This window comes from Microcoleus sp. C2D2, assembly GCF_036702495.1.
GTDB lineage: Bacteria > Cyanobacteriota > Cyanobacteriia > Cyanobacteriales > Microcoleaceae > Microcoleus.
Map to the genome: position 1 here is coordinate 26,172 of NZ_JAUBTO010000057.1, position 19,765 is coordinate 45,936.

Genomic DNA, 19,765 nt, shown 5'->3' on the forward strand with positions numbered 1-19,765 from the left:
TTTCTTGTCTTGTGTCTTTTTGTAAAGCCGTCCTATAAGGACGGGGTTTCCACCCATTTTTTTTGATGACTTGAGTTCTTTGCAGCCTTGCATTCATCTAAAATCTAAAATCTAAAATCTAGAATCGTATGACATCTTCTAGTCCCGCTTTGTCAACAGTTGCTGCACCTCAAACTTGGCTGTGGAAAGGCTTTCCGATTTGCTACCAGGCTGCGGGTTCCCAGGGGCCTGCGGTGGTGTTTGTCCACGGTTTTGGTGCGTCTTGGGGCCACTGGCGCAAGAATTTGCCGGCGCTGGCTGCTGATTGCCGCTGTTATGCGATCGACCTCATCGGTTTTGGCGGTTCTGCTAAACCCCAGCCCAAGCTTGAAATTGACTATACTTTTGAAACTTGGGGACAGCTAATTGCTGATTTTTGTCGGGAAGTTGCGGGCGGGCCGGCTTTTTTGGTAGGAAATTCGATCGGCTGTGTGGCAATTATGCAAGCGGCTGTTGATTTTCCCGACATTGCTGAGGGCGTAATTTTACTCAATTGTTCCCTGCGCTTGCTGCACGATCGCAAACGCGCCGAATTGCCTTGGTATCGCAGTTTTGGAGCCCCAATTGCACAAAAAGTTTTAAATGTCAAGTGGATAAGTCAATTATTTTTTAAACAATTAGCAACGCCAAAAACACTAAAAAAAGTGCTTTTGCAAGCTTATCGCCGTCCTGAATCTGTTACCGACGAACTCGTAAATATGCTCCTGGAACCTGCAAAACACAGCGGCGCAGTCGAAGTATTTGTGGCATTTATCAGTTATTCTCAAGGGCCGCTACCGGAGGATTTGTTGCCGCGTTTGAGCTGTCCTGCTTTGATTTTGTGGGGTACGGACGACCCTTGGGAGCCGATCGCTTTGGGGCGAGAATTGGCAAGGTTTCCGGCTGTTGAAAAGTTTATTCCTTTGGAGGGAGTGGGCCATTGTCCCCAGGATGAAGCGCCGGAATTGGTCAATCCTATTTTACTCGATTGGATTAAAGAGCGATCGGCATTTGCAGAAAATTAGCGGTTTTGCTCTTTTGGTGCGGGAAGAATTGGTATGATTGAACCGCGAAGACGCGAAGAACGCGAAGGAAGAGGTAGGAAGAAGAAATATTGATATCTCTCTTCTATTCATCTGCGTGAATCTGCGTCTATTCATTGTCATCTGCGGTTACCAAATTCTATTTTTTTTACCGCAGATGAGGGCAGATTAATACAGATTAACGCAGATGATTTAGATGGTTGACTGTTGACTGGATTTTACTATTCTGAGGCTACGGGAATTGATCTTACACGAATATGAAGCTATCAGGGGTAAGCTGACCTTGAATGACAGCTATTTGGTCAGATGTACCAGCCAAATTGATGGAGTTACCGACAATATTGTAGTTGGAAAGGCTGCCACGTAACTGAATGCGATCGATTCCTTGTTGAAAATCTTGAATCGATGCAAATCCTGTTCCACTATAGTATGTCTTGGTGGCATCACCGAGAACAAAAACATCTCTACCTCGACCTCCAATCAGCACATCCGTTTCATTGCTTCCCGGTGTAGCACTCAATGGATTTACTCCAATTAGGGTATCATTGCCACGCAAACCAGTGAGTGTATCGTTACTATCTCCTCCTACTAAAGTATTGTTTTCGATGTTTCCGGTAAGGATATCTACATTGGGAGTACCTGTGACGTTAACGAAATTCTCTACAGTCAAATTCAGAGTGCCGATACCGGGTAGATTGTTAACTGCCAAACGATTCTGCGACAAATCCACATTCATAGACGCTGTGCCGCTACCTGTAGAAGCATCGATGGTATTGATCTGTCCTAAAGGAGCAATTATTTGTTCTATATTTTGCAGGGTATCTGTACCTGCTGCGCCTTTATCTACAATACCTTGAGCTTTAATGGTAATGCCATTGCGGAGGGAAAGATAGCTGGTTGTGTCTGTGCCTGTTCCTCCATTTATGGTATCTGTGCCGCTACTACCTAGGATGAAGTTATCTAAACTATCTCCGGTAATATTGTCGTTTCCTGCTGTGGTGCTGATACTGTTAGCTGGCGGAGGGGGTTGAGTTTGGTTTTGGGGAGGTAGGGCAGAACTGGTAAGTTGTGCGCCTTGGTTTTGGGGAGGAAGATTGCCCGGTGCGCCTTGATTTTGCCCTGGAGGATTGCCCGGTATTCCTTGATTTTGGGGAGCATTTCCCGGTGCGCTTTGGTTTTGAGGAGGATTGCCCGGTGCATTGATTGAATTAGGAAATAGTGGTGGCATGGTGTAATTACCTCGATGAGTTTTATAAGTTTGAATCAGTTGTCAGGCTAAAGGAATTAATTCTCGATCGCCCTTTGAGTTGGTCGCTACAATCATTAAGCTGGTTCAAGATGACATTTATCCACGTGCTAGGATTACAGTTTTGTAATTTGGAGAAATTAGCGTTTTTCGGAATTTTGAGGTAGATTGCGATCGCCGGGTGGACGCGGTGGGATGCCCAAAATTTTAATCAACTCTGCTTCGGTGACTCCCAACTTTTTCGCTGCACCGGGAATATCTAAACGAGGAGGGGGCGGTGGGCTCGGCGGGCGATTATTGTCATTTGGTGGTTCGGGCGGGTTGGGGGGTAGCCCCAAAGCTTCGATTAACTCGGCTTCGGTGACTCCTAATTGTTTGGCAGCAGCGGCAAAATCTATACGGGGCGGATGTCTGCGCTCTTGACTGGGTTCGGGTTGGCTCTGGGCTAGTACAGTATTAGAATTAGCTGTAGTCCGATCGGGAAATGTCAAGCTGCTAAACCCCAGCAGCAAGGCTGTAGCAGGTAATGCTAGCAGTGAAGCAATTTTCATGATAGTTACGATCGCCAATCCAAAAATATTGACAGCTAAATTAAATTCCCAAAACATTACGTGCCACACTGCGGATGGATTACAGTTTTGTAATTTAAGTAAATCCATGGTGGCGGTATAATCGCAACCGAATCGGTAAATCTATGAATGTTCTATACGTTGAAGATGAAGAAAAAATCGCTAATTTTGTTTGTATCGGCTTGAAAGAACAAGGTTTTGTTGTGGATTATTGCGATAATGGCAATGATGGCTACGATCGGGCTATGGATAATCAGTACGATGCGATCGTGCTTGATATTGTATTGCCGGGAAAGGATGGATTATCTATTCTCAAACATCTGCGAAAGGCTGGACGCAACGTACCCGTGATTTTATTAACTGCTCGCAATGAACTAGACGATCGCATTGAAGGGTTACATCTCGGTGCTGATGACTATTTGGCTAAACCGTTTTTTGTTGAGGAGTTAGTTGCTCGGATTTATGCTGTGGTGCGGCGTGCTTCGGGCGATCGCCAAAATATTCTGAGCGTTGGCCCTGTTAAGCTCGATCGCATTCTCCGAGAAGTTACTTGCGATCGCCATGCGGTAGAACTTACAACTCGCGAGTTTAATCTTTTGGAATATCTAATGCGATCGCCCGGTAGGGTACTCACCCGCACGCAAATCCTCGAACATATCTGGGGTTATGATTTCAACCCAAATACCAATGTGGTAGATGTATGTATTCAACGCATTCGCAAGAAAATTGAACCCATCGGCGGTACAGGATGGGTTGAGAGCGTGCGCGGCGTTGGCTATCGGTTTCGCAAACCCGATTCCCCATCGTGAAATTGCAATCTTTTCGCTTTCGCATTGCTCTATCATCTGCTGTTCTAGCAAGTATTGCTCTAATTGGCTTTAGTATTGTTTCGTGGTGGTTAATTTACGATGCTAAGGTCAAGCGTCTTGATGCTGAAATCAAGAATCAGTTAATCCAATCTACCCGCCCGCAATCGACTCAATGGGATGTTTATAATGATTCTTTGCCATCAATTTTGGGCATGAATGATGGGGAAACAACTGTGGCTTTGCTGGTGACTGACAGAGATGGTAATTTGCTCTACCGATCGAGCCAGTGGCAAGATGGAATTGATGCCAATTCACTATGGCTCACGCTGCCCCAACCCCCTCCCGATCCTGCCAGAATACCTTTTCAATTAGAACCTCCCCCTCCACCACCTCCACCCTATCTACCCTATCCACCACCTCCACCCTATCCACCACCTCCCAATCGACCCGATTCATTCTCACCGAGAGAAAGAAGACCTCCGCGCGATCGGCCTCCTCAATTCGATCGACCTGATTTTCCTCGAGTTTTTAAAGCTAAACTAGCAACCCAGCGTACTAGCACGGCAGTTTGGCGTGTGGGCGCGATTCATTCTCCTCAGACTCAAATAGCAATCGCTGTTAACTTACAAGCGATCGATCGGGAAATGGCATCGATTCGGAATATCTTTCTATTTTCTATTCCCGTAGTGCTTTTACTCGTGGCCAGTGGAGCCTGGGTCATATCGCGGAGTATTCTATATCCAATTGGGCGACTCACGATGGCTATTCGCAATGTTACCGTACAAGGGCTAGATCGGCGCGTTCCTGTCGGCTCAACGGATATAGAGTTTGTAGAATTAATTTTTGTGTTCAATCAGATGTTAGAACGTCTGGAGCGAAGTTTTAAACAAGCTTCTCGTTTTAGTGGAGATGCTGCCCACGAGTTAAAGACTCCGCTGGCAATTTTGCAAGGGCAACTAGAACGGGCTTTGCATCAAGTTGAATCGGGTTCTGAGGTGCAGCAAACCCTGAGTAATTTATTGGATGAAGTGCGCCGTTTGAGTGAAATTACCCGTAAACTTCTCTTACTTTCTCTAGCTGATGCCGGACGTATGGGTTTACATTTGGTTGAGGTGAATATGTCGGCTTTGCTATCGGAAATTGCCGAAGATATGGAACTGCTAGCACCGCATTTAGATGTACAAATGGCAATTGCTCCTAATTTATATATCAAGGGCGATCGCGATTTGCTGGTGCAGGTTTTGCAAAATCTGGTTGGTAATGCGATTAAATATAATTTACCGAAGGGTTGGCTCAGGTTACAGGCTAACTGTCAGGAAAAAACAGTAATTGTCACAATTGTCAATAGTTCTCAGGATATTTCTTTGAGCGAGCGCGATCGCATTTTTGAGCGATTCCATCGCGGTGACTCGACTCAGATCCAAAAAATAGAAGGATCGGGATTGGGGCTAAGTTTAGCAAGGGAAATCGCACGGGCCCACGGCGGCGATATCAAACTAGATGCTGCAATACTTGGTCAAACAGCATTCACACTCAGCTTACCTGTGGGCGATCGCTATTAATGGAACTTGAAAATTTTGGCGTTGCTGGATTGAGGTATGATAGAGAGCGATCGAGAGTAACAAAAAAACATCAACCGAGAATTAAAATCAATAGAATGTCCTGAATGTAAGTCAACTCATGTTCACAATAATGGACACAAAAAAGGCAAACAAAATTATCTTTGTGTTAACTGTGGTAGGCAATTTATAAACTGTTATGAAGCTCAGAAAGATACGTAAAATAACTTAAACAACAATGCTTATCGATGTATGTTAATGCCAGGGGATTTCGAGCGATTGAGAGAGTTACAGGCGTACATAATACAACAATTATGGCTCTTGTTAAACAAGTAGGAGAACTGCTGCCAGATTATTACACTCCAGAGACCATACCCGACCTAGGAGAATTAGATGAACTCGAAACATTTATTAAGTCAAAAACAATAAAATTTTGTTGGGGACGGCAGTAAACCACTTTCAAGTAGGTATTTTAGGGTGGGTGTTGGGGGAGCATAGCGCTCAGACATTTAAACCTTTATGGGATGAGGTAGTTAGCAAATGGAAATGCTATTTTTATGTGACTGATGGATGGAAGGTTTACCCAAGGTTTATGACCGATGGAGGCCACATTGTTTGCCAAACTTACATGACACGAGTAGAAGGAGAAAATACCAGACTCAGACATCCGGATAGCCCGCTTAAAAAGAAAAACTCTTTGTTATTCTAAGTCCGAAGAAATGCTCAAACATTCAATTCGATTACTAATTCACTATCTTACGTTTAATAGTATTCCCGTTCCCTATTCAATTAATCATTACGCTCGAGTGAGATGAAGAGCGAGCGAGCGCACTTATCATACCTTAATCCAGCAACGCCAAAATTTTTAAGCCGCAACAAAGCTCAAACTTGCGATTTTAGCCAGTTTACTGGCACGATAGACCACCTCAATTCTATCGCCTGACCGATTTGCAGCGTTTGGAACAAATCAAGACAATTGGGGACGCTTATATGGTAGCTGAACAAAGGAATAGGCACTTTAGCGAAGCGATCGGGTTAACTTAGAATTGAGAATTTTTAGGAGTTGAAGTGGGAGCTATATTTCCGCGCTCTCGCCAGAGCAACAAGGGAATGCTTAACGTTCCTAAAATCATCACAATTCCAGCCAGAATCCAAACTAGCACAGGATTTGGGCGATAATCACCTCGCTCGATTTGCCAGAAAACTCGATTATAACGCCATGCTGCTAAGGCAATGACCGCAATGCCAAAAATGACCATAACCAGCCCTAAAGTTTCCGAGTTGAAGAAGGGATGGGCGGAAACTTGTTGCTGAGTCACTGTAGCTTGAAATTGACGGAGAAATAAACTGAATCGAGCGATCGCCAACCCAAAACCAATTAAAGCCAGTGAAGTTCGCAACCATGCAAGAAACGTGCGTTCATTTGCTTGGTGTTCCCGCTGTCGGTCTATTTTAGGACCGTTGTTCATCAACCCTACCTTTATAAAATATCTTAAGCTTTCCCTCGTTGATTATTGTTTCAGTTGTGATTGCGGAGGGAAGTATCGGTATTGCGATCGTGATTCATCATCACCAAAAAAGATAGTATCATAGGAATGGCGCAGAAACCGGGTTTTTTTAGGAAAAGATTGTGTTAAGCTGTTGCGGCCTTTAAATTGTCTGTCAAAAAAAATTAAAGTCTTGTGGGGTGTCCCGCCCGCCCTGAATATACCATTTAAATGCGCGACAGCTTATAGCCTTTAATCCCGGTAAAAAACCTTCCAGGCATCCGAGTGGGCAAGTCCTAGCTCATAAAGCCGGTTTATACGGAAAAATCTTGGTTTGGTAATTAGAAATCTACGAATCAACCGGGTTTGTGAGGATTAGTGCGTCCAGGAGTGTATGAGTAAATCGCCAAAAAAGCGATCGCCCCCATCTCTACCAACAGAAAAGAAGAGGACACAGCATTGCTGTGTCCCTACAAATACTGCGGTTAAAACCCAGTTTAAAAAGACTTAAAGTCCGCGCCAGACTGATTCCTTTTGCTCAGCCAATCCTGACCCAATCTGATTGTCACGTCCGACTGCAAAGAACCCGTACTCTCAACCAGCACATCTCCAAAACCCAAAAACTGGCGAATCGCTTCAGCACCTTTAACATCGCCGTCTTGAGCTACTAGAGTAGTTACCTCCAGCGGTTCGGGCCAAGCTTTATAAACCTGAACATTCCGATAGCCAGCGCGAGTCAGAGTATTGGCAAAATCTTCAACAGCCGATGGATCTCCGGTACTATCTTGAATCGCCACCTTCAGAAAAGTCGAATCAGCATTCTCAATTTGCCAAGTATTTTGGCCGAAGTCAAAATGTTTCGCCATCAGAGTTTCGATGGCATCTTGGTCTGGCAACCAAAAACTAGCCTTGTAATCCTTAGAATCGCTGAACCTGCCGGGAACCATCAACATCTGCACGCCAGCGCGATCGGTTTTAGTAGCAAAACCAGCCAAAGCCACCAATTCTTCTATACTCAAATTTGTGTCCAGGTGAGACTGAATCACCGATAAAATCTTCGGTAGTCGAGACAGTAAACCTACATTAACTTCCTGTTCCACAAAAGCCCGCATCAACAATTGTTGCCGCTGCACCCGCCCGATATCCCCCAAATCGTCGTGCCGGTAAAGCAAATATTGCACGATTTGTTCGCCGTTGAGGTTCTGCTTGCCAGCCTTTAAATCTATATATAAATGCTGGCTTTCATCGGTATACTTCATGTCTTTAGGGACATTAATAGTAATGCCACCAAGTGCATCTACCAAGCTTTTTATGCCTTGAATATTGACGGTGACATAGCGGTCAATTCCCACGCCGCCTAAGAGTCCGCTGACTGACTTGGCTGACGAAGCCGGACCGCCGTAGTAATTGGCTTCGTTGATTTTCACGACACCCCTGCCTTCAACATAGGTGCGGGTGTCTCGCGGAATGGAAAGCACGCTTAACTTTTTATTTTGAGGGTCAAACCTAACCAACAGCATGGTATCGGTTAACCCCTTGAAAGAGTTTTGCCAGACATCGTATCCCTGCTCCTTATCGGGATGGCCGTTGAGGTCTGAACTCAGAACTTTAAGTCCTAAAACTAAAATATTAACTGGACGAGTCAGCTCTGGCATCTTCATGCTGAGCTTTGCCATGTCGCCTTGAGAAAATACCGCCGCTTCTTCAGGGCTCAACTTTTGTTGCTGAAGTGGCGTTGTGGAAAGTGAGACGGCTAGCAACGCTCCGGCTGTGGCTGAGAGCATGGCTACTCCCGCCAAACCAAAACCAAAACCCAGCCAACGGCCTCGATGGGGCTGGGAAGATTTTTTGGTTGAAGGTTGAGGGGTTGATTGTTCGATAGGGTCTTGATTAGGAATTTTTTGAGCTGGCACTGGCTTCCTCACACACAACAGAAATAAAAAAGATAATGGCAATATGTAGTATCAAGCTGAAGACGCACTCAATCAAGAGGGTAGGGGCTTAAAAGAACCCTAAATTATGATAAATGTTTGCCCACCACTTGCTCGGCTACGCGGCTAATTCCGGGCAACCATAGCGGTTGACGCTTCCAGAGGCGAACCATCAGTCCCACAGCAACGATGAAATAGCTGGTTGTCAGCAGGCTACTCATTAATAACATGGGAAGTGTCGGAGATTCCGCAGAAATCGCTCCAGCTTCTAAAAGAATATGTCCTAAGAGCCAACTAAAAGCAAGGGCAATTGCCAAGCGGCTGACGGCTTTCCGTTCGGGGCTGCCCTGACGACGGTAAAGAGTCCACAGGGCGGGGAAAAAGCCGATGACTGGGATCATTAATACAAAAAGGCTTGCACGATCGAGTTCAGGATTGTCTAAGGGATCTCTATTTTTCATAATTAGCTACTCAAAATTTGCAGAAGGTCAGATTTTGCACAAAAGTTATTTGTTGGATGGAAAATTTATATCCTAAACCAAAATTGGGATAGCAGGGCTGGTGCGATCGCAAAACTTGTCTATCAGAGGCAAAATTTTTCGGCGCGCAGGGGATGGCGATCGAGCGTTGGCAACTTTTCGGCCCGGAGAGCCGTATTTTGATAAACTGGATACAGCACAGGACACAGGAGAACAGACTTAGCCATGACCCAATCCCAAAAACCGATCGTTATTGCTCCATCCATATTATCAGCCGATTTTAGCCGTCTCGGAGAAGAGATTCAGGCTGTCGATCGAGCTGGAGCTGACTGGATTCACGTAGATGTGATGGACGGTCGCTTTGTTCCTAATATTACTATCGGGCCGCTGATTGTTGAGGCAATTCGCCCTGTTACTAGCAAGGTGATCGATGTCCACTTGATGATTGTGGAGCCGGAGAAGTACGTGGAAGACTTCGCTAAGGCTGGTGCTGACATTATTTCGGTTCACGCCGAGCATAATGCTTCGCCTCACTTGCACCGCACCCTCGGCCAAATTCGGGAATTGGGCAAAATGGCTGGTGTGGTTCTGAATCCTTCGACGCCTTTGGAGTTGATCGAGTACGTGCTGGAACTTTGCGATTTAGTGCTGATTATGAGCGTGAATCCCGGCTTTGGCGGTCAAAGTTTTATCCCGGCGGTGCTGCCGAAAATTCGCCAGTTGCGCAAAATGTGCGACGACAAGGGCCTCGATCCTTGGATTGAGGTGGATGGCGGTTTGAAGGGGAACAATACTTGGCAGGTTCTGGAAGCGGGCGCAAATGCCATCGTCGCTGGTTCTGCTGTGTTTAAGGCGAATGATTACGCAGGCGCGATCGAGGGTATCCGCCACAGCAAGCGTCCGACTCCAGAGTTGGCGGCAGTCTAATCAAAAATTCGATCGTGTCCGGCGAATTACCCACAATCAAAGTGGTTTGTAGTGATGAATTTAGTCCTTATTGGCTCAAAGATTTAAGAAAGGACTGAACCTCACTACAAACTTATGATGGTTAGCTCACCGGACTTAATAAGTAAGCTCATCTAGTTCAGAGAAAATTAAATATAGATTCTAACTTGAATTTTGAGGAAATCCTATGACAGCAGTTATTTCCGAACATATTGAAATTACTCCTGGAGTGTGTGGCGGTAAACCGCGCATTGCAGGACATCGGATTAGAGTTCAAGATGTTGTCATTTGGCACGAACAAATGGCAATGTCTCCTGATGAAATTGTGTCGCGGTATCCCACAATCACTTTAGCCGATGTATATGCAGCTTTAGCTTATTACCACGACCATCTTGAGGAAATTCGACAACAAATGCGAGAGAGTGAAGCTTTTGTTCAGGAATTGCAAGCAAAAACTCCTTCCAAGGTGCAGCAGAAATTAAGAGGGCAGAATCTTGGAAAAGATCCAGTTTCATTTGGATGAACAAGTCGAACGGGCGATCGCAGAAGCTTTGAGAAGGCGCGGTATTGATGTCACGACTACACCGGAAGCACGACTTTTAGGTGCTACCGATGAAGAACAATTAGCTTTTGCGATTTCTCAAGAACGAGTAATCTTTACCCAAGATGACGATTTTTTAGCACTTCATCAGCGCGGTTTAGAGCATTGTGGTATTGTTTAATGTCACCAAAATAGTCGTTCGCTTGGTGAAATTGTCCGCGGATTGATTTTGATTTGGGAGGTGCTTGAACCGTCGGATATCCAGAATCATATAGAGTTTATTTGAAAAAGGCGATCGTATATTTTGACTCATATCAAGTCCGATGCAAGATGCAATCGGACTTGATATCATTTGGTTGAACTACTTACAGGATTGCAAAATCTGCAACATTAATCAGCCCTGTTGACACATTGCTGAGAGTTGCTAACAGTTGACCGGAACTGGTAACTCGGATCGAAGTAGAATTATTTTCTACAGTAATGCTCAGTTGCGAGAAACTTAAACCGCCTGTCAAGCCGATCGCATCGCGACCATCTTGAAAGTCTAAAATAGTCTCGCGGCCGTTGTCCATACCTAAGATAAATCGATCGTCCCCAGTACCTCCAATCAAAGTATCATTCCCCTCATCTCCAAATAACCAATCGTCCCCAGCACTACCGAGTAAACTGTCTTCATCCTTGCCGCCATAAAGAGTATCGTTTCCAGCATCACCGTTGACGGTATCTTGACCTTCATTGGCAAACAACAAATCGTTGCCCAAACCACCACACATCTGGTCTTGACCGCCAGCGGAGCCGATCGCCAGAGGGCTGCCAATATCCCCGTACATAGTATCTTCTCCGTCGGCACCACAGAGAGTATCGCTGCCCTCATCCCCAAACAGCACGTCGTTGCCCAAGTCTCCTAGGGCCAAATCATCACCCTTGCCGCCACGCACTGTATCGTTTCCATTACCGCCAGAAAGGGAATCTTCGGCTTCTTGCCCGTTGAGGTAATCATCGCCACTGAGGCCAAATAGCAAATCGCGACCTGTAGAATCGATCTCTAAAGGGTTAAGAGTACCACCGTATAAGGTGTCGTTACCCTCATCGCCAATTAAAGTATCGCTCTGTTTGTCTCCAAAAATTATGTCGTCATCTTTGCCACCGTAAGCAACATCTTCGTTCTCGCCCGCAAAAATTAAATCATCTTTAGCACCCCCGTTGAGGTAATCATCGCCCTCATTGCCAAACAGCACGTCGCTATCTTTGGCAGAGGGAAGAATGGTTATATTTCCTAGATCGATGCTGAGGTAAGATCCGCCATAAATATTGTCATTGCCAGTGAAGCCAACCTCCAAGTCGTTACCATTTAAGCCGTCGATATTGTCATTGGTAATCGAACCCTCCAGAATGTCGTCGCTTTCTGTACCGTTGGTGGTGCTATTTGTTTGGTTGGGGCCGCGAATAGCAGTCTGGCTGGGAAAGGTTATCTGCTTGCAAATGCAATCTTCGTCTTGAGTTTCTGGCGTTGGCGTCGGAGTTGGCGTCGGAGTTGGAGTTTCCGTTGGAGTCGCCGTCGGAGTTGGAGTCGGCGTTGGAGTTTCCGTTGGAGTCGGCGTCGGAGTTTCCGTTGGAGTCCCCGTCGGCGTTGGAGTTGTTGGCGGAGTTGTTGGCGGAGTTGGAGTCGGCGTTTCCGTTGGAGTCGGCGTTGGAGTCGGCGTTGGAGTCGGAGTTTCCGTTGGAGTCGGAGTCGGAGTCGGAGTTTCCGTTGGAGTTGGCGTTGGTGTTGGAGTCGGAGTTTCCGTTGGAGTTGGAGTCGGAGTCGGAGTCGGAGTTTCCGTTGGAGTTGGAGTCGGAGTTGGAGTCGGTGTCGGAGTTTCCGTTGGAGTAGGCGTCGGTGTTGGTGTTGGAGTCGGCGTCGGTGTTGGTGTTGGAGTCGGTGTCGGAGTCGGCGTCGGAGTTGGTGACTCCAAGTCGTCATTTGCGATCGCACCTATACCCGTCGCTTTAGTAATAGTCGCATTGACAGCGGTGCTGAGGTTGACGTTAAATGTTTCGTCACTTTCAAACTTAGAATCGCCGTTGACAGCAACAGTAATGGTTTTTGTCGTTTCCCCGGCATTGAAGGTGACGCTGCCTGTGGCCGCCGCGTAATCGCTATCAGCAGTGTTAGCAGTACCGTCTGAGGTGGCGTAATTGACGGTGACGGGCAAGCTAGAACCTGCTGAGAGAGAGGCGGTAAAGGTGGCGCTAGCAGTACCCGTATTGCCTTCGGTAACAACTACATCATCGATCGAGATAGTAGGGCTGTCATCATTGGCGATCGTAGCAGTGGCGGTGCTGGTGGTGACAGTCGAACTTTCCGGCGCTGCGGTCAAATTTGGGTTGCTGAGGGTGACGGTAATTGTCTCGTCAGGTTCAACTGCGGTTTCGCCCAAGACATCCACAGCAATAGTTTTAGTTGTTTCGTTGGCGGCAAAGGCGATCGTCCCTGTGGCGCTAGTAGCCCCCGCAGCATTGATATTATTGTAGTCTGTGCCGTTGCTCGCGGTACCAGCGATCGCATAATTTACTGTACTCGCTACCCCCGTGCCGCCGCTGCGAGTGACGGTGAAAGTTACGGGTTGAGTGCCGGAATTGCCTTCAATTAAGGAACCTGTGGCTGGATTTGTGAGTGCGATCGCATAAGCAATCGAGTCATTGGCTGCAATAGTCACCGCAGCATTGCTGCTGGTCGGTGCGATCGCATAATTCCCTTTTCCCAAGTTCAGTCGCAGCGTTTCTGCAACCTCCGGGATTGCGTCATCAACCGGAGTCAGAATCACATCCACAAAGCTCTGCCCGTCGGGAATAGTGACGGGAAAGGTACTGCCCAGATTGTAGTCAGCAGCAACAGCGGTACTACTGCCATCAATGGCGAGATTCACCGTCAAATTACCGACTGTGCTATCACTGCGGCTGACACGGAAAGTGCCTGGATCGATAGGAGTTTCAGCGGCTGAATTATCCGGCGCGGTGATGCTAACAATCTGCTGTACTTCAAAAGCGCCGATGTCAACACTGCTGCCAGAAGGCCGGGTTGAGTTACGCTGATCCGTAGCAGGTGCGATCGCGCTATTACCCCTGTCGATCGCGGGACTACCTGCATTCAGTGCGTGCGTCTGCGTAAGGCCGCCGTTATTTGCCAGTGCTGCCAAATTCGGGTTAATGGGAGTGCCAGCAGTGCCTACTAGATCGCCATTAACACCGTTTGTGAAGCCAGCACCAGTACCGTTGCCAATTAAGTTATTGCCCTCACTTGTAAATGTGCCGTCTACATCGGGGTTTAACGGAGCAGTATTCCCAGCAACGATGGTGTTGCGAATATTTGCTGTAGCGGTGTTGAAGATGCCGCCGCCTTGGTTAGTTCCACTATTGAGAGTAAGAGTGCTACTTCTGAGATCCAGCGTACCGCCATTTCTGATCGCGCCAAAGTTAGTTGCCGTGTTCGCAGAAAACGTACTGTTGGTAATCGTTGCCGCGCCCTCGTTGACGATCGCACCTCCATTTTGTGCAGCCTGATTGCTGTTAAACGTGCTGCTGGTGACACTCAATGGCACCTCGGCGTCGTTTCTGATCGCACCGCCGTTACCCGCCGAAATGTTGTTAGTGAAAGTGCTATTGAGAATGCTCAGCAGTTCGCCCCCGCCTCTGTGGTAGATAGCGCCGCCACCGTCAGCGGTGTTTTGTGCACTATTACCAGTAAAGGTGCTGCCAGTAATGTTTACCTCACCGCCGTAGATCGAGATGGCACCGCCGCCTTGACTGTTCGCAGTCGCCGTGTTTTCGGTGAAAGAGCTGTCAACAATGGTTACAATACCGCCATACTGCCCGATCGCGCCACCACCGAAATCGTTGACTGTATTGGCAGTAAAGCTGGAACCGGTTATTGTCACTGTGCCGCCGTTGTTGAACAGGGCACCGCCAAGCCCAGCAGTGTTGCTCAAAAAGTCAACGTTGGTGAGGTTCAGGGTAACGCCGGACCCGTTATTAATCCCACCGCCGCTGCCAGCTGTATTAGCGTTAGCAAAGGTGAGGTTAGAGATGCTAACAGGGCCGATACTAGTGTTAAGTATCTGCACTAAGCTGTTGCCGCTAACTGTCAAGTTAGCTGCACCTGGGCCGTTCAGACTGACGCTTTCATTAATAGTTGGCAGCGTCGTAGCGAGGGTAATTGTGCCAGTAATGCCAGTCAGGTCAATAGTATCTGCGCCTGCGGTAGCATTGGCTTGAGTAATCGCATCTCGCAGCGATCCTAAGCCGGAGTCGTTGGTGCTGGTGACTCCAAAAGAAGCTAAAACGCGATCGTAACTTGCGATCGCCTCTTGGGTGAATGCCAAAGGTGTCTCAATCGAACCAATTGTTACTTCTAAATCCCAGTCACCGCCTAATGCAGCACTTCCTGTCAGGTTTTTGGAAGCAGCGATGTCTGCACCTGTGAGTTGATTGAGGCGTTGCAAGAACGATCGCCCCGCTATCGGTGGGGCGATTTCTGCTGCCACGTTGCAACCGTACAGGAGGATATCGGCGTTAGGGGCTAAAGCCTTTTTCCACTGCTGAAGTCGATCGCCATATTCGTCTAGGTTGTCAGAATTTAGCTGAATTGACCCCAGTTGCAAATTTCCAGGCCCGCCGTGAGAAACAATGTGAACAGCGTCCAGATCCGTGTAGCTAGCTAATAACTCTGTAATTTGCTCGACTCCATCCCCCGCCCGATCGAGTATAAATATCTCTTTCCTTGGTTCGGCGCTTGGTGCAAGGCTTCGATAATCTTCAACGGTTGGGTCAATGACAACTATTTGCGTAATTTTTTGCACGATCGATTTTCCTCCTAGATGCAAGGGAAATGGAGCTTAAAAGCCGCGATCCTCTTGCCAAAAGAATTCAAATTAGTATTGAAAAATAATCATTTGAATCCACGAGCTAGGTTTGGAAAAGCTTGTAAAAGGCAAGATATAATGCTTAAGTCATACGCAGCTTAGAATCTTACTAAGACAACACAAGGAGCAAATTTGTTCCCAATCGTAAAAATTAGTCAGTAAATAGACCTCTTGCAAAAATAAATAGGACGGGCTCTGGGGCCCATCCCACAAGAGTTATTTTTTCTTGTGGGATGGGCCCCAGAGCCCGTCCCATCAATTGATGAAAAGGATTTTTGCAATAGGTCTAATATAGCGATCGGGTCGATCGCGCCTTCGATCCCCGACTTCTTTAAGAAATCGGGGCTCTGTTCTGTTTTTTCAGGTGGGCTTACTTATTTGGAGATACTAGCGAGAATGCTTTCCATCTCAGAAAGCTCGACCGCCCCGGAGAAAGTTTGACCGTTCATAATAAAGAAGGGAGTGCCTTGAATACCCAGTTGTTGAGCGAGTTGCATGTCTTTGGCAATGGCGGCTTCGGCAGCGGGGCTGTTGCGATCGCTGTTGAATTTATCTAATTTTAGATTGAGCTTTTGGGCAATGGATGCGTACAATGGTTCGCCTAACTGTTTCTGCCCTTCAAACAAAGCGCTGTAATATTCCCAGAATTTGCCCTGCTGTTGGGCAGCCCAAGCTGCTTTAGCTGCTGGCAGCGCTTGAGGGTGAATTGAAGTCAAGGGAAAATGCTTGTAAGCTAAAGTAACTTTGTCCTGGTGTTTTGCCATAAACTGCTTGACAGTATCGTGAGCGCGCGCGCAAAACGGACATTGAAAGTCAGAGAATTCTAAAAGTACAATCTGCTGCGAAGCTGAACCCGTGCTGGGAGAATCCCCGATCGCAGATTTGGGATTAGTTTTCATCTCCTGCAAAAATGATTCCTGCGCTGCTTTGAGAGACTGCTGCTGCTGTTGCTGGTACGCTTGTACCGAATCTAAAATTGCTTGCGGGTTTTCGCGGATAATCTGCAAGACTTGCTCTTTCAACTTGGGATCGACTGAATTGCCAGCAGCTGACTGAGCGGGGGAACAACCGATAAATACAAGGCAACCTGCCAGAAGTGCAGCCAAGCAGAAGGCTTGCTGGCTGCGGAGTTTTCGCCAAATAGTGGATAGGTTCATCTTTTTTTTGTGATTCACGGCAACACTTAATCCTACATTTTATTTGGCGGAGTGTCAGGTATACCGCAGTTTAAGGTTGTGCAGCTAGTTTTTGCTGTGAGCAATAATTAGTCATTAGTCATTAGTCATTAGTTATTAGTCATTAGTCATTAGTTATTAGTCATCAGTCAACTGTCAACAGTCATTAGTTATTAGTTATTAGTCATCAGTCATTAGTCATTAGTCATTAGTCATTAGTCATTAGTTATTAGTCATTAGTTATTAGTCAACTGTCAACAGTCAACAGTCAACAGTCAACAGTCATCAGTCAACAGTCAACAGAATCTTATGAGGACTCAAGTCCTCACTACAAACGCGAGATCGGTTATTTTACGGGACTAGATATAAAAGATAAAAGGGCGATCGCCCGGGCGATCGTCCTTTTATTTGCTGCAGGTATTATCAGCTTTTCGGCTTGTCTGAATCCCAGACTATTTGCGGTTGTTGAGCCATTTAGCAGCAACTATTCCCAAAATACCCGCAACAACTGGATTGCCCAAAAACTTCATCAAACTCGGCTGTTCGGCCAGCACTTCTCGGAAAATATCCGGGTGATTGTGATAGGTAAACGAGGCCAGCTTGGTAACATCGTCAGCATTCATGCGGCTGGCGTGGTGGGTAGAAAGTCCTAGCTGCTTTTCCAATTGGCGATCGTCCAATCCTCTCTTGCCCAAATGCTTGAAGAATTCCCGCGCCACATCGTCGCGTTCATTTGGCTTAATTTGGGCGATCGCCTTTTGCAATTCCGGTTCCAACTGAGCCGGCGGCAGGGAGTCGTGATTCAGGGAACGCCCGAATAATTGTTTGCGCTGATCCGGCGAAGTTCTCTGAGCAAAATCGTCAAAATTTTCGTACTCTTCACCCGTTGTCTCGGGCATCATTTCTCGATTTCCCTGGGCCAAATCTTTCATGATTTGACTCTTGTAATTATCGCTGCTACTCATGGTAACTCTCTTCCAATCTACACAACATTTCCGTGTCTACTTGAGATTGTTTCGCCTTCAAAAAACTGCGGAATATTAAACCGTCGCGCGGCTTTAATTTAAGCTTTCTAACCAGGTCAAGACTTGTATTCAATTTGATTTGATTGCTGGTCGTACTTAGCCGTCAAAATCAGTTTTTTGTCAGGAGCGTAAACCAAAACACTTACATCCTGATTTGGGAAATTGCGGTGAAAACCTTGTGCTAAAGATTTGGCTAAATCTTTCACTTCAGTAGGGCGGACTTGCGGGGTAATTACAACTCCCAATTTGTTATTGTCGCGAACGTAAGCATCCTGAACCAGGCCCTTAGCCGTCAATGTTACCCATTTACCAAAATCTTCACCTGCGGCGGTATTGCCACGTTCTAGCTGCGCGTAATAACCCTGACGGCCGCCAATGGCTACAGATCCATCACTCGGTTTTTGGGCTGAAACGCTGGGCGCGCACGCAGTAGTAACGGCCAGCATTAATACCAATAGTACGCCCGCAATTATTTTGCGGCTCTGCTGCAATAAACTCACCTTTTTTTCCTCCGTTCAGAAAACATTTGGAATACTTGAAAGGGTCAGGTTGCTCGACCCTCTCAATTAGTATTAGGCTTAGTCTAGTTTCTTTTTGAGCTCATCTTTGACATCTTCGATCGCGTGACCAGCTTCAGCTTTTGCCTGCTTGGCTTTGCCTTCTGCTTTATCCTTCGGGTCGCCAGTAACATTGCCTAGGGCTTCTTGAGCTTTGCCTGCGATGTTGTCGCCAGTTGCCTTTGCTCTATCTTCAGTGCTCATTGGTTTCTCCCTATCTGTATCTAATCAGACATTTTTTACTTAATAAACTCATCATAGGTAACTAGGAGCTGCGTTGCACTCTACCTCTAGGAATAAAAAATGAATAAAAAATGAAGAGGGAAGATGGAAAAGTTATTTTTCAGTCTTGGACGGACTGCGACTTTCATACTTACTTACGGGTTTTTTTACCGTTTTTGCTGGCTGCAATGAAGTATTTCTGTGAAAAAACTGGTGGATGGTCACCCGTGCGTCCAAGGCAGTTTTTTTTAAACAAAAAATAATTTAAAATTATAATTTTTTTTATTTAATTCTGCTTTATGCCTTCAAAAGGCAGGTGTGGGCAAGACCGCATCTTACCCACACCCTAAAAAAAATCGGATTAGTTTTAATCAACCTTGGGATGACATTCTGTATCTATTTTTTTCTGAAGTTCTTCTTTCAACTGTTCCACAGCCCGCATAGTTTGAGCATCTTTGTGTTTGTGTTCACCGAGGGCTTTTTCTGTTTCCTCGCCCAGCAATGTTGCCTTTGATTTTGGTAGGCTTACTTGATTCTCGCTGCCAGTGTGGGTCGCATTTTCTTCAATACTCATTTGTCTTGACCCTCATTGTTGGTTAAACTTATTTTTAACAAGGCTAGTTAGAAGCTAACCTTATACTTATAATAATGCCAATAACGAAGCCTTCCCTCTGCCTGAAGATAGATACGGCCTGGGCAATATTTATTACTTTTAAAGTAAGAGAAATTAGGGAGACTTCCATCTGCCGGAATAAAGATATGGCAAAAAAAGAGAGGGAGAGGAGCCGATGGGGAGAGAGTCCGATGGGGAGAGAGGAAGAAAGCCGGATTTCGACTTGTTATGCCTTTAAAACTTGCCTCTTGCTTGCCCTCAATTTCTGAATTGGAAAAAACCTACCCTTGAGAGGGAGAGCGGGGGGGAGAATTTTTCAGCAGCGCGATCGCAATAACTACCTTCAGTCGTTTGTTTGATGAGGCTGTTTCGACATCCGTAAAAGATGAAGAGAGAAATAGACGACAGGTTTAGTGCAGACTTAAGTCAGATGTAACAGTTTGACCGTTAAAATCCACAGGGTGCAGCAATTTCCAAGTTTTGTGGCGATCGGGTTAAATAATCTGCTAAACAAGAGTTAACCTCAAGGCTAACTTCCTGCAGGCTCGAACTAAAAATTCTCTTATTATTGACATCCACCCCGGCGTGAACGCACGGGGATTCCATCTATTCAAGCCAATCAAAAATTGACAATTGCTTAAATTC

General features: G+C 46.3%; 19 protein-coding genes and 1 pseudogene. 8 read left to right on the top strand and 12 right to left on the bottom strand.

Annotated features, from left to right (window positions below):
• Positions 1-128 precede the first annotated feature (128 nt).
• On the top strand, positions 129-1,043 hold the full coding sequence (locus QUB61_RS19080; RefSeq protein WP_333131100.1) for an alpha/beta fold hydrolase: 915 nt from the start codon (positions 129-131) through the stop codon (positions 1,041-1,043).
• A 265-nt stretch (positions 1,044-1,308) separates the two neighbouring features.
• Here QUB61_RS19080 and QUB61_RS19085 read toward each other — a convergent pair whose 3' ends face one another.
• Together QUB61_RS19085 and QUB61_RS19090 are read right to left on the bottom strand one after the other, a co-directional pair.
• Positions 1,309-2,289: a M10 family metallopeptidase C-terminal domain-containing protein gene (locus QUB61_RS19085; protein WP_333131098.1), complete on the bottom strand. Its 981-nt coding sequence runs from the start codon at positions 2,287-2,289 to the stop codon at positions 1,309-1,311.
• A gap of 158 nt (positions 2,290-2,447) precedes the next feature.
• On the bottom strand, positions 2,448-2,915 hold the full coding sequence (locus tag QUB61_RS19090; protein ID WP_333190073.1) for a hypothetical protein: 468 nt from the start codon (positions 2,913-2,915) through the stop codon (positions 2,448-2,450).
• An 86-nt stretch (positions 2,916-3,001) separates the two neighbouring features.
• Here QUB61_RS19090 and QUB61_RS19095 point away from each other — a divergent pair, with 86 nt between their 5' ends.
• The 4 genes and pseudogenes from QUB61_RS19095 to QUB61_RS39940 all read left to right on the top strand — a co-directional run bounded on the left by QUB61_RS19095 (position 3,002) and on the right by QUB61_RS39940 (position 6,288).
• A complete protein-coding gene (locus QUB61_RS19095) occupies positions 3,002-3,685 on the top strand; it encodes a response regulator transcription factor (protein ID WP_333131093.1) in 684 nt (227 codons plus the stop codon).
• A complete protein-coding gene (locus tag QUB61_RS19100) occupies positions 3,682-5,247 on the top strand; it encodes an ATP-binding protein (protein WP_333131091.1) in 1,566 nt (521 codons plus the stop codon). Before QUB61_RS19095 ends, QUB61_RS19100 begins: the two co-directional genes overlap by 4 nt.
• Before the next feature lie 90 nt (positions 5,248-5,337).
• A pseudogene (locus QUB61_RS19105) lies at positions 5,338-6,059 on the top strand (IS1 family transposase).
• Positions 6,060-6,183: 124 nt separating this feature from the next.
• Positions 6,184-6,288, top strand: a complete 105-nt coding sequence (locus QUB61_RS39940; RefSeq protein ID WP_445300258.1) for a hypothetical protein — start codon at positions 6,184-6,186, stop codon at positions 6,286-6,288.
• Here QUB61_RS39940 and QUB61_RS19110 read toward each other — a convergent pair.
• The 4 genes from QUB61_RS19110 to QUB61_RS19125 form a co-directional block, all read right to left on the bottom strand.
• The gene (locus tag QUB61_RS19110) at positions 6,285-6,713 is read right to left on the bottom strand and encodes a DUF202 domain-containing protein (RefSeq protein WP_333131089.1); all 429 of its coding nucleotides are present in this window, start codon (positions 6,711-6,713) and stop codon (positions 6,285-6,287) included. The two genes, QUB61_RS39940 and QUB61_RS19110, sit on opposite strands and share 4 nt — an antisense overlap.
• 515 nt (positions 6,714-7,228) lie before the next feature.
• Positions 7,229-8,644 (bottom strand): LCP family protein, encoded by a 1,416-nt coding sequence (locus QUB61_RS19115; protein WP_333131087.1) that lies wholly within the window; start codon positions 8,642-8,644, stop codon positions 7,229-7,231.
• 104 nt (positions 8,645-8,748) lie between these two features.
• Positions 8,749-9,123 (bottom strand): hypothetical protein, encoded by a 375-nt coding sequence (locus tag QUB61_RS19120; protein ID WP_332954095.1) that lies wholly within the window; start codon positions 9,121-9,123, stop codon positions 8,749-8,751.
• A gap of 122 nt (positions 9,124-9,245) precedes the next feature.
• On the bottom strand, positions 9,246-9,368 hold the full coding sequence (locus QUB61_RS19125; RefSeq protein WP_333131085.1) for a hypothetical protein: 123 nt from the start codon (positions 9,366-9,368) through the stop codon (positions 9,246-9,248).
• Between QUB61_RS19125 and rpe the strand changes: the two genes are divergently transcribed.
• The 3 genes from rpe (at position 9,367) to QUB61_RS19140 (ending at position 10,808) form a co-directional block, all read left to right on the top strand.
• Positions 9,367-10,068, top strand: a complete 702-nt coding sequence (gene rpe, locus QUB61_RS19130; protein ID WP_333131083.1) for a ribulose-phosphate 3-epimerase — start codon at positions 9,367-9,369, stop codon at positions 10,066-10,068. The two genes, QUB61_RS19125 and rpe, sit on opposite strands and share 2 nt — an antisense overlap.
• A 205-nt stretch (positions 10,069-10,273) precedes the next feature.
• Complete coding sequence (locus QUB61_RS19135) at positions 10,274-10,609, top strand: DUF433 domain-containing protein (RefSeq protein ID WP_333131081.1); 336 nt, start codon at positions 10,274-10,276, stop codon at positions 10,607-10,609.
• Positions 10,602-10,808: a DUF5615 family PIN-like protein gene (locus QUB61_RS19140; protein ID WP_333131079.1), complete on the top strand. Its 207-nt coding sequence runs from the start codon at positions 10,602-10,604 to the stop codon at positions 10,806-10,808. The genes QUB61_RS19135 and QUB61_RS19140 overlap by 8 nt, the downstream gene beginning before the upstream one ends.
• A 184-nt stretch (positions 10,809-10,992) precedes the next feature.
• Here QUB61_RS19140 and QUB61_RS19145 read toward each other — a convergent pair whose 3' ends face one another.
• The 6 genes from QUB61_RS19145 to QUB61_RS19170 form a co-directional block, all read right to left on the bottom strand.
• Positions 10,993-15,465, bottom strand: coding sequence for a DUF4347 domain-containing protein (locus QUB61_RS19145; protein ID WP_333190075.1), 4,473 nt, complete (start codon positions 15,463-15,465; stop codon positions 10,993-10,995).
• 437 nt (positions 15,466-15,902) lie between these two features.
• On the bottom strand, positions 15,903-16,685 hold the full coding sequence (locus tag QUB61_RS19150; protein WP_333131072.1) for a DsbA family protein: 783 nt from the start codon (positions 16,683-16,685) through the stop codon (positions 15,903-15,905).
• A 470-nt stretch (positions 16,686-17,155) separates the two neighbouring features.
• On the bottom strand, positions 17,156-17,668 hold the full coding sequence (locus QUB61_RS19155; protein WP_333131070.1) for a hypothetical protein: 513 nt from the start codon (positions 17,666-17,668) through the stop codon (positions 17,156-17,158).
• Between the two features lie 116 nt (positions 17,669-17,784).
• Positions 17,785-18,228: a hypothetical protein gene (locus QUB61_RS19160; RefSeq protein ID WP_333131068.1), complete on the bottom strand. Its 444-nt coding sequence runs from the start codon at positions 18,226-18,228 to the stop codon at positions 17,785-17,787.
• A 78-nt stretch (positions 18,229-18,306) separates the two neighbouring features.
• Positions 18,307-18,489 (bottom strand): CsbD family protein, encoded by a 183-nt coding sequence (locus QUB61_RS19165; protein ID WP_333131066.1) that lies wholly within the window; start codon positions 18,487-18,489, stop codon positions 18,307-18,309.
• Between the two features lie 385 nt (positions 18,490-18,874).
• The gene (locus QUB61_RS19170; RefSeq protein ID WP_333131064.1) at positions 18,875-19,081 is read right to left on the bottom strand and encodes a hypothetical protein; all 207 of its coding nucleotides are present in this window, start codon (positions 19,079-19,081) and stop codon (positions 18,875-18,877) included.
• Positions 19,082-19,765 lie beyond the last annotated feature (684 nt).

What these genes read in the sequence shown, in the direction of transcription:
- QUB61_RS19080 (WP_333131100.1), top strand. Translation starts at nt 129, where the DNA reads ATGACATCTTCTAGTCCCGCTTTGTCAACAGTTGCTGCACCTCAAACT.
- QUB61_RS19085 (WP_333131098.1), bottom strand. Translation starts at nt 2,289, where the DNA reads ATGCCACCACTATTTCCTAATTCAATCAATGCACCGGGCAATCCTCCT.
- QUB61_RS19090 (WP_333190073.1), bottom strand. Translation starts at nt 2,915, where the DNA reads ATGTTTTGGGAATTTAATTTAGCTGTCAATATTTTTGGATTGGCGATC.
- QUB61_RS19095 (WP_333131093.1), top strand. Translation starts at nt 3,002, where the DNA reads ATGAATGTTCTATACGTTGAAGATGAAGAAAAAATCGCTAATTTTGTT.
- QUB61_RS19110 (WP_333131089.1), bottom strand. Translation starts at nt 6,713, where the DNA reads ATGAACAACGGTCCTAAAATAGACCGACAGCGGGAACACCAAGCAAAT.
- QUB61_RS19120 (WP_332954095.1), bottom strand. Translation starts at nt 9,123, where the DNA reads ATGAAAAATAGAGATCCCTTAGACAATCCTGAACTCGATCGTGCAAGC.
- rpe (WP_333131083.1), top strand. Translation starts at nt 9,367, where the DNA reads ATGACCCAATCCCAAAAACCGATCGTTATTGCTCCATCCATATTATCA.
- QUB61_RS19125 (WP_333131085.1), bottom strand. Translation starts at nt 9,368, where the DNA reads ATGGCTAAGTCTGTTCTCCTGTGTCCTGTGCTGTATCCAGTTTATCAA.
- QUB61_RS19135 (WP_333131081.1), top strand. Translation starts at nt 10,274, where the DNA reads ATGACAGCAGTTATTTCCGAACATATTGAAATTACTCCTGGAGTGTGT.
- QUB61_RS19150 (WP_333131072.1), bottom strand. Translation starts at nt 16,685, where the DNA reads ATGAACCTATCCACTATTTGGCGAAAACTCCGCAGCCAGCAAGCCTTC.
- QUB61_RS19155 (WP_333131070.1), bottom strand. Translation starts at nt 17,668, where the DNA reads ATGAGTAGCAGCGATAATTACAAGAGTCAAATCATGAAAGATTTGGCC.
- QUB61_RS19165 (WP_333131066.1), bottom strand. Translation starts at nt 18,489, where the DNA reads ATGAGCACTGAAGATAGAGCAAAGGCAACTGGCGACAACATCGCAGGC.
- QUB61_RS19170 (WP_333131064.1), bottom strand. Translation starts at nt 19,081, where the DNA reads ATGAGTATTGAAGAAAATGCGACCCACACTGGCAGCGAGAATCAAGTA.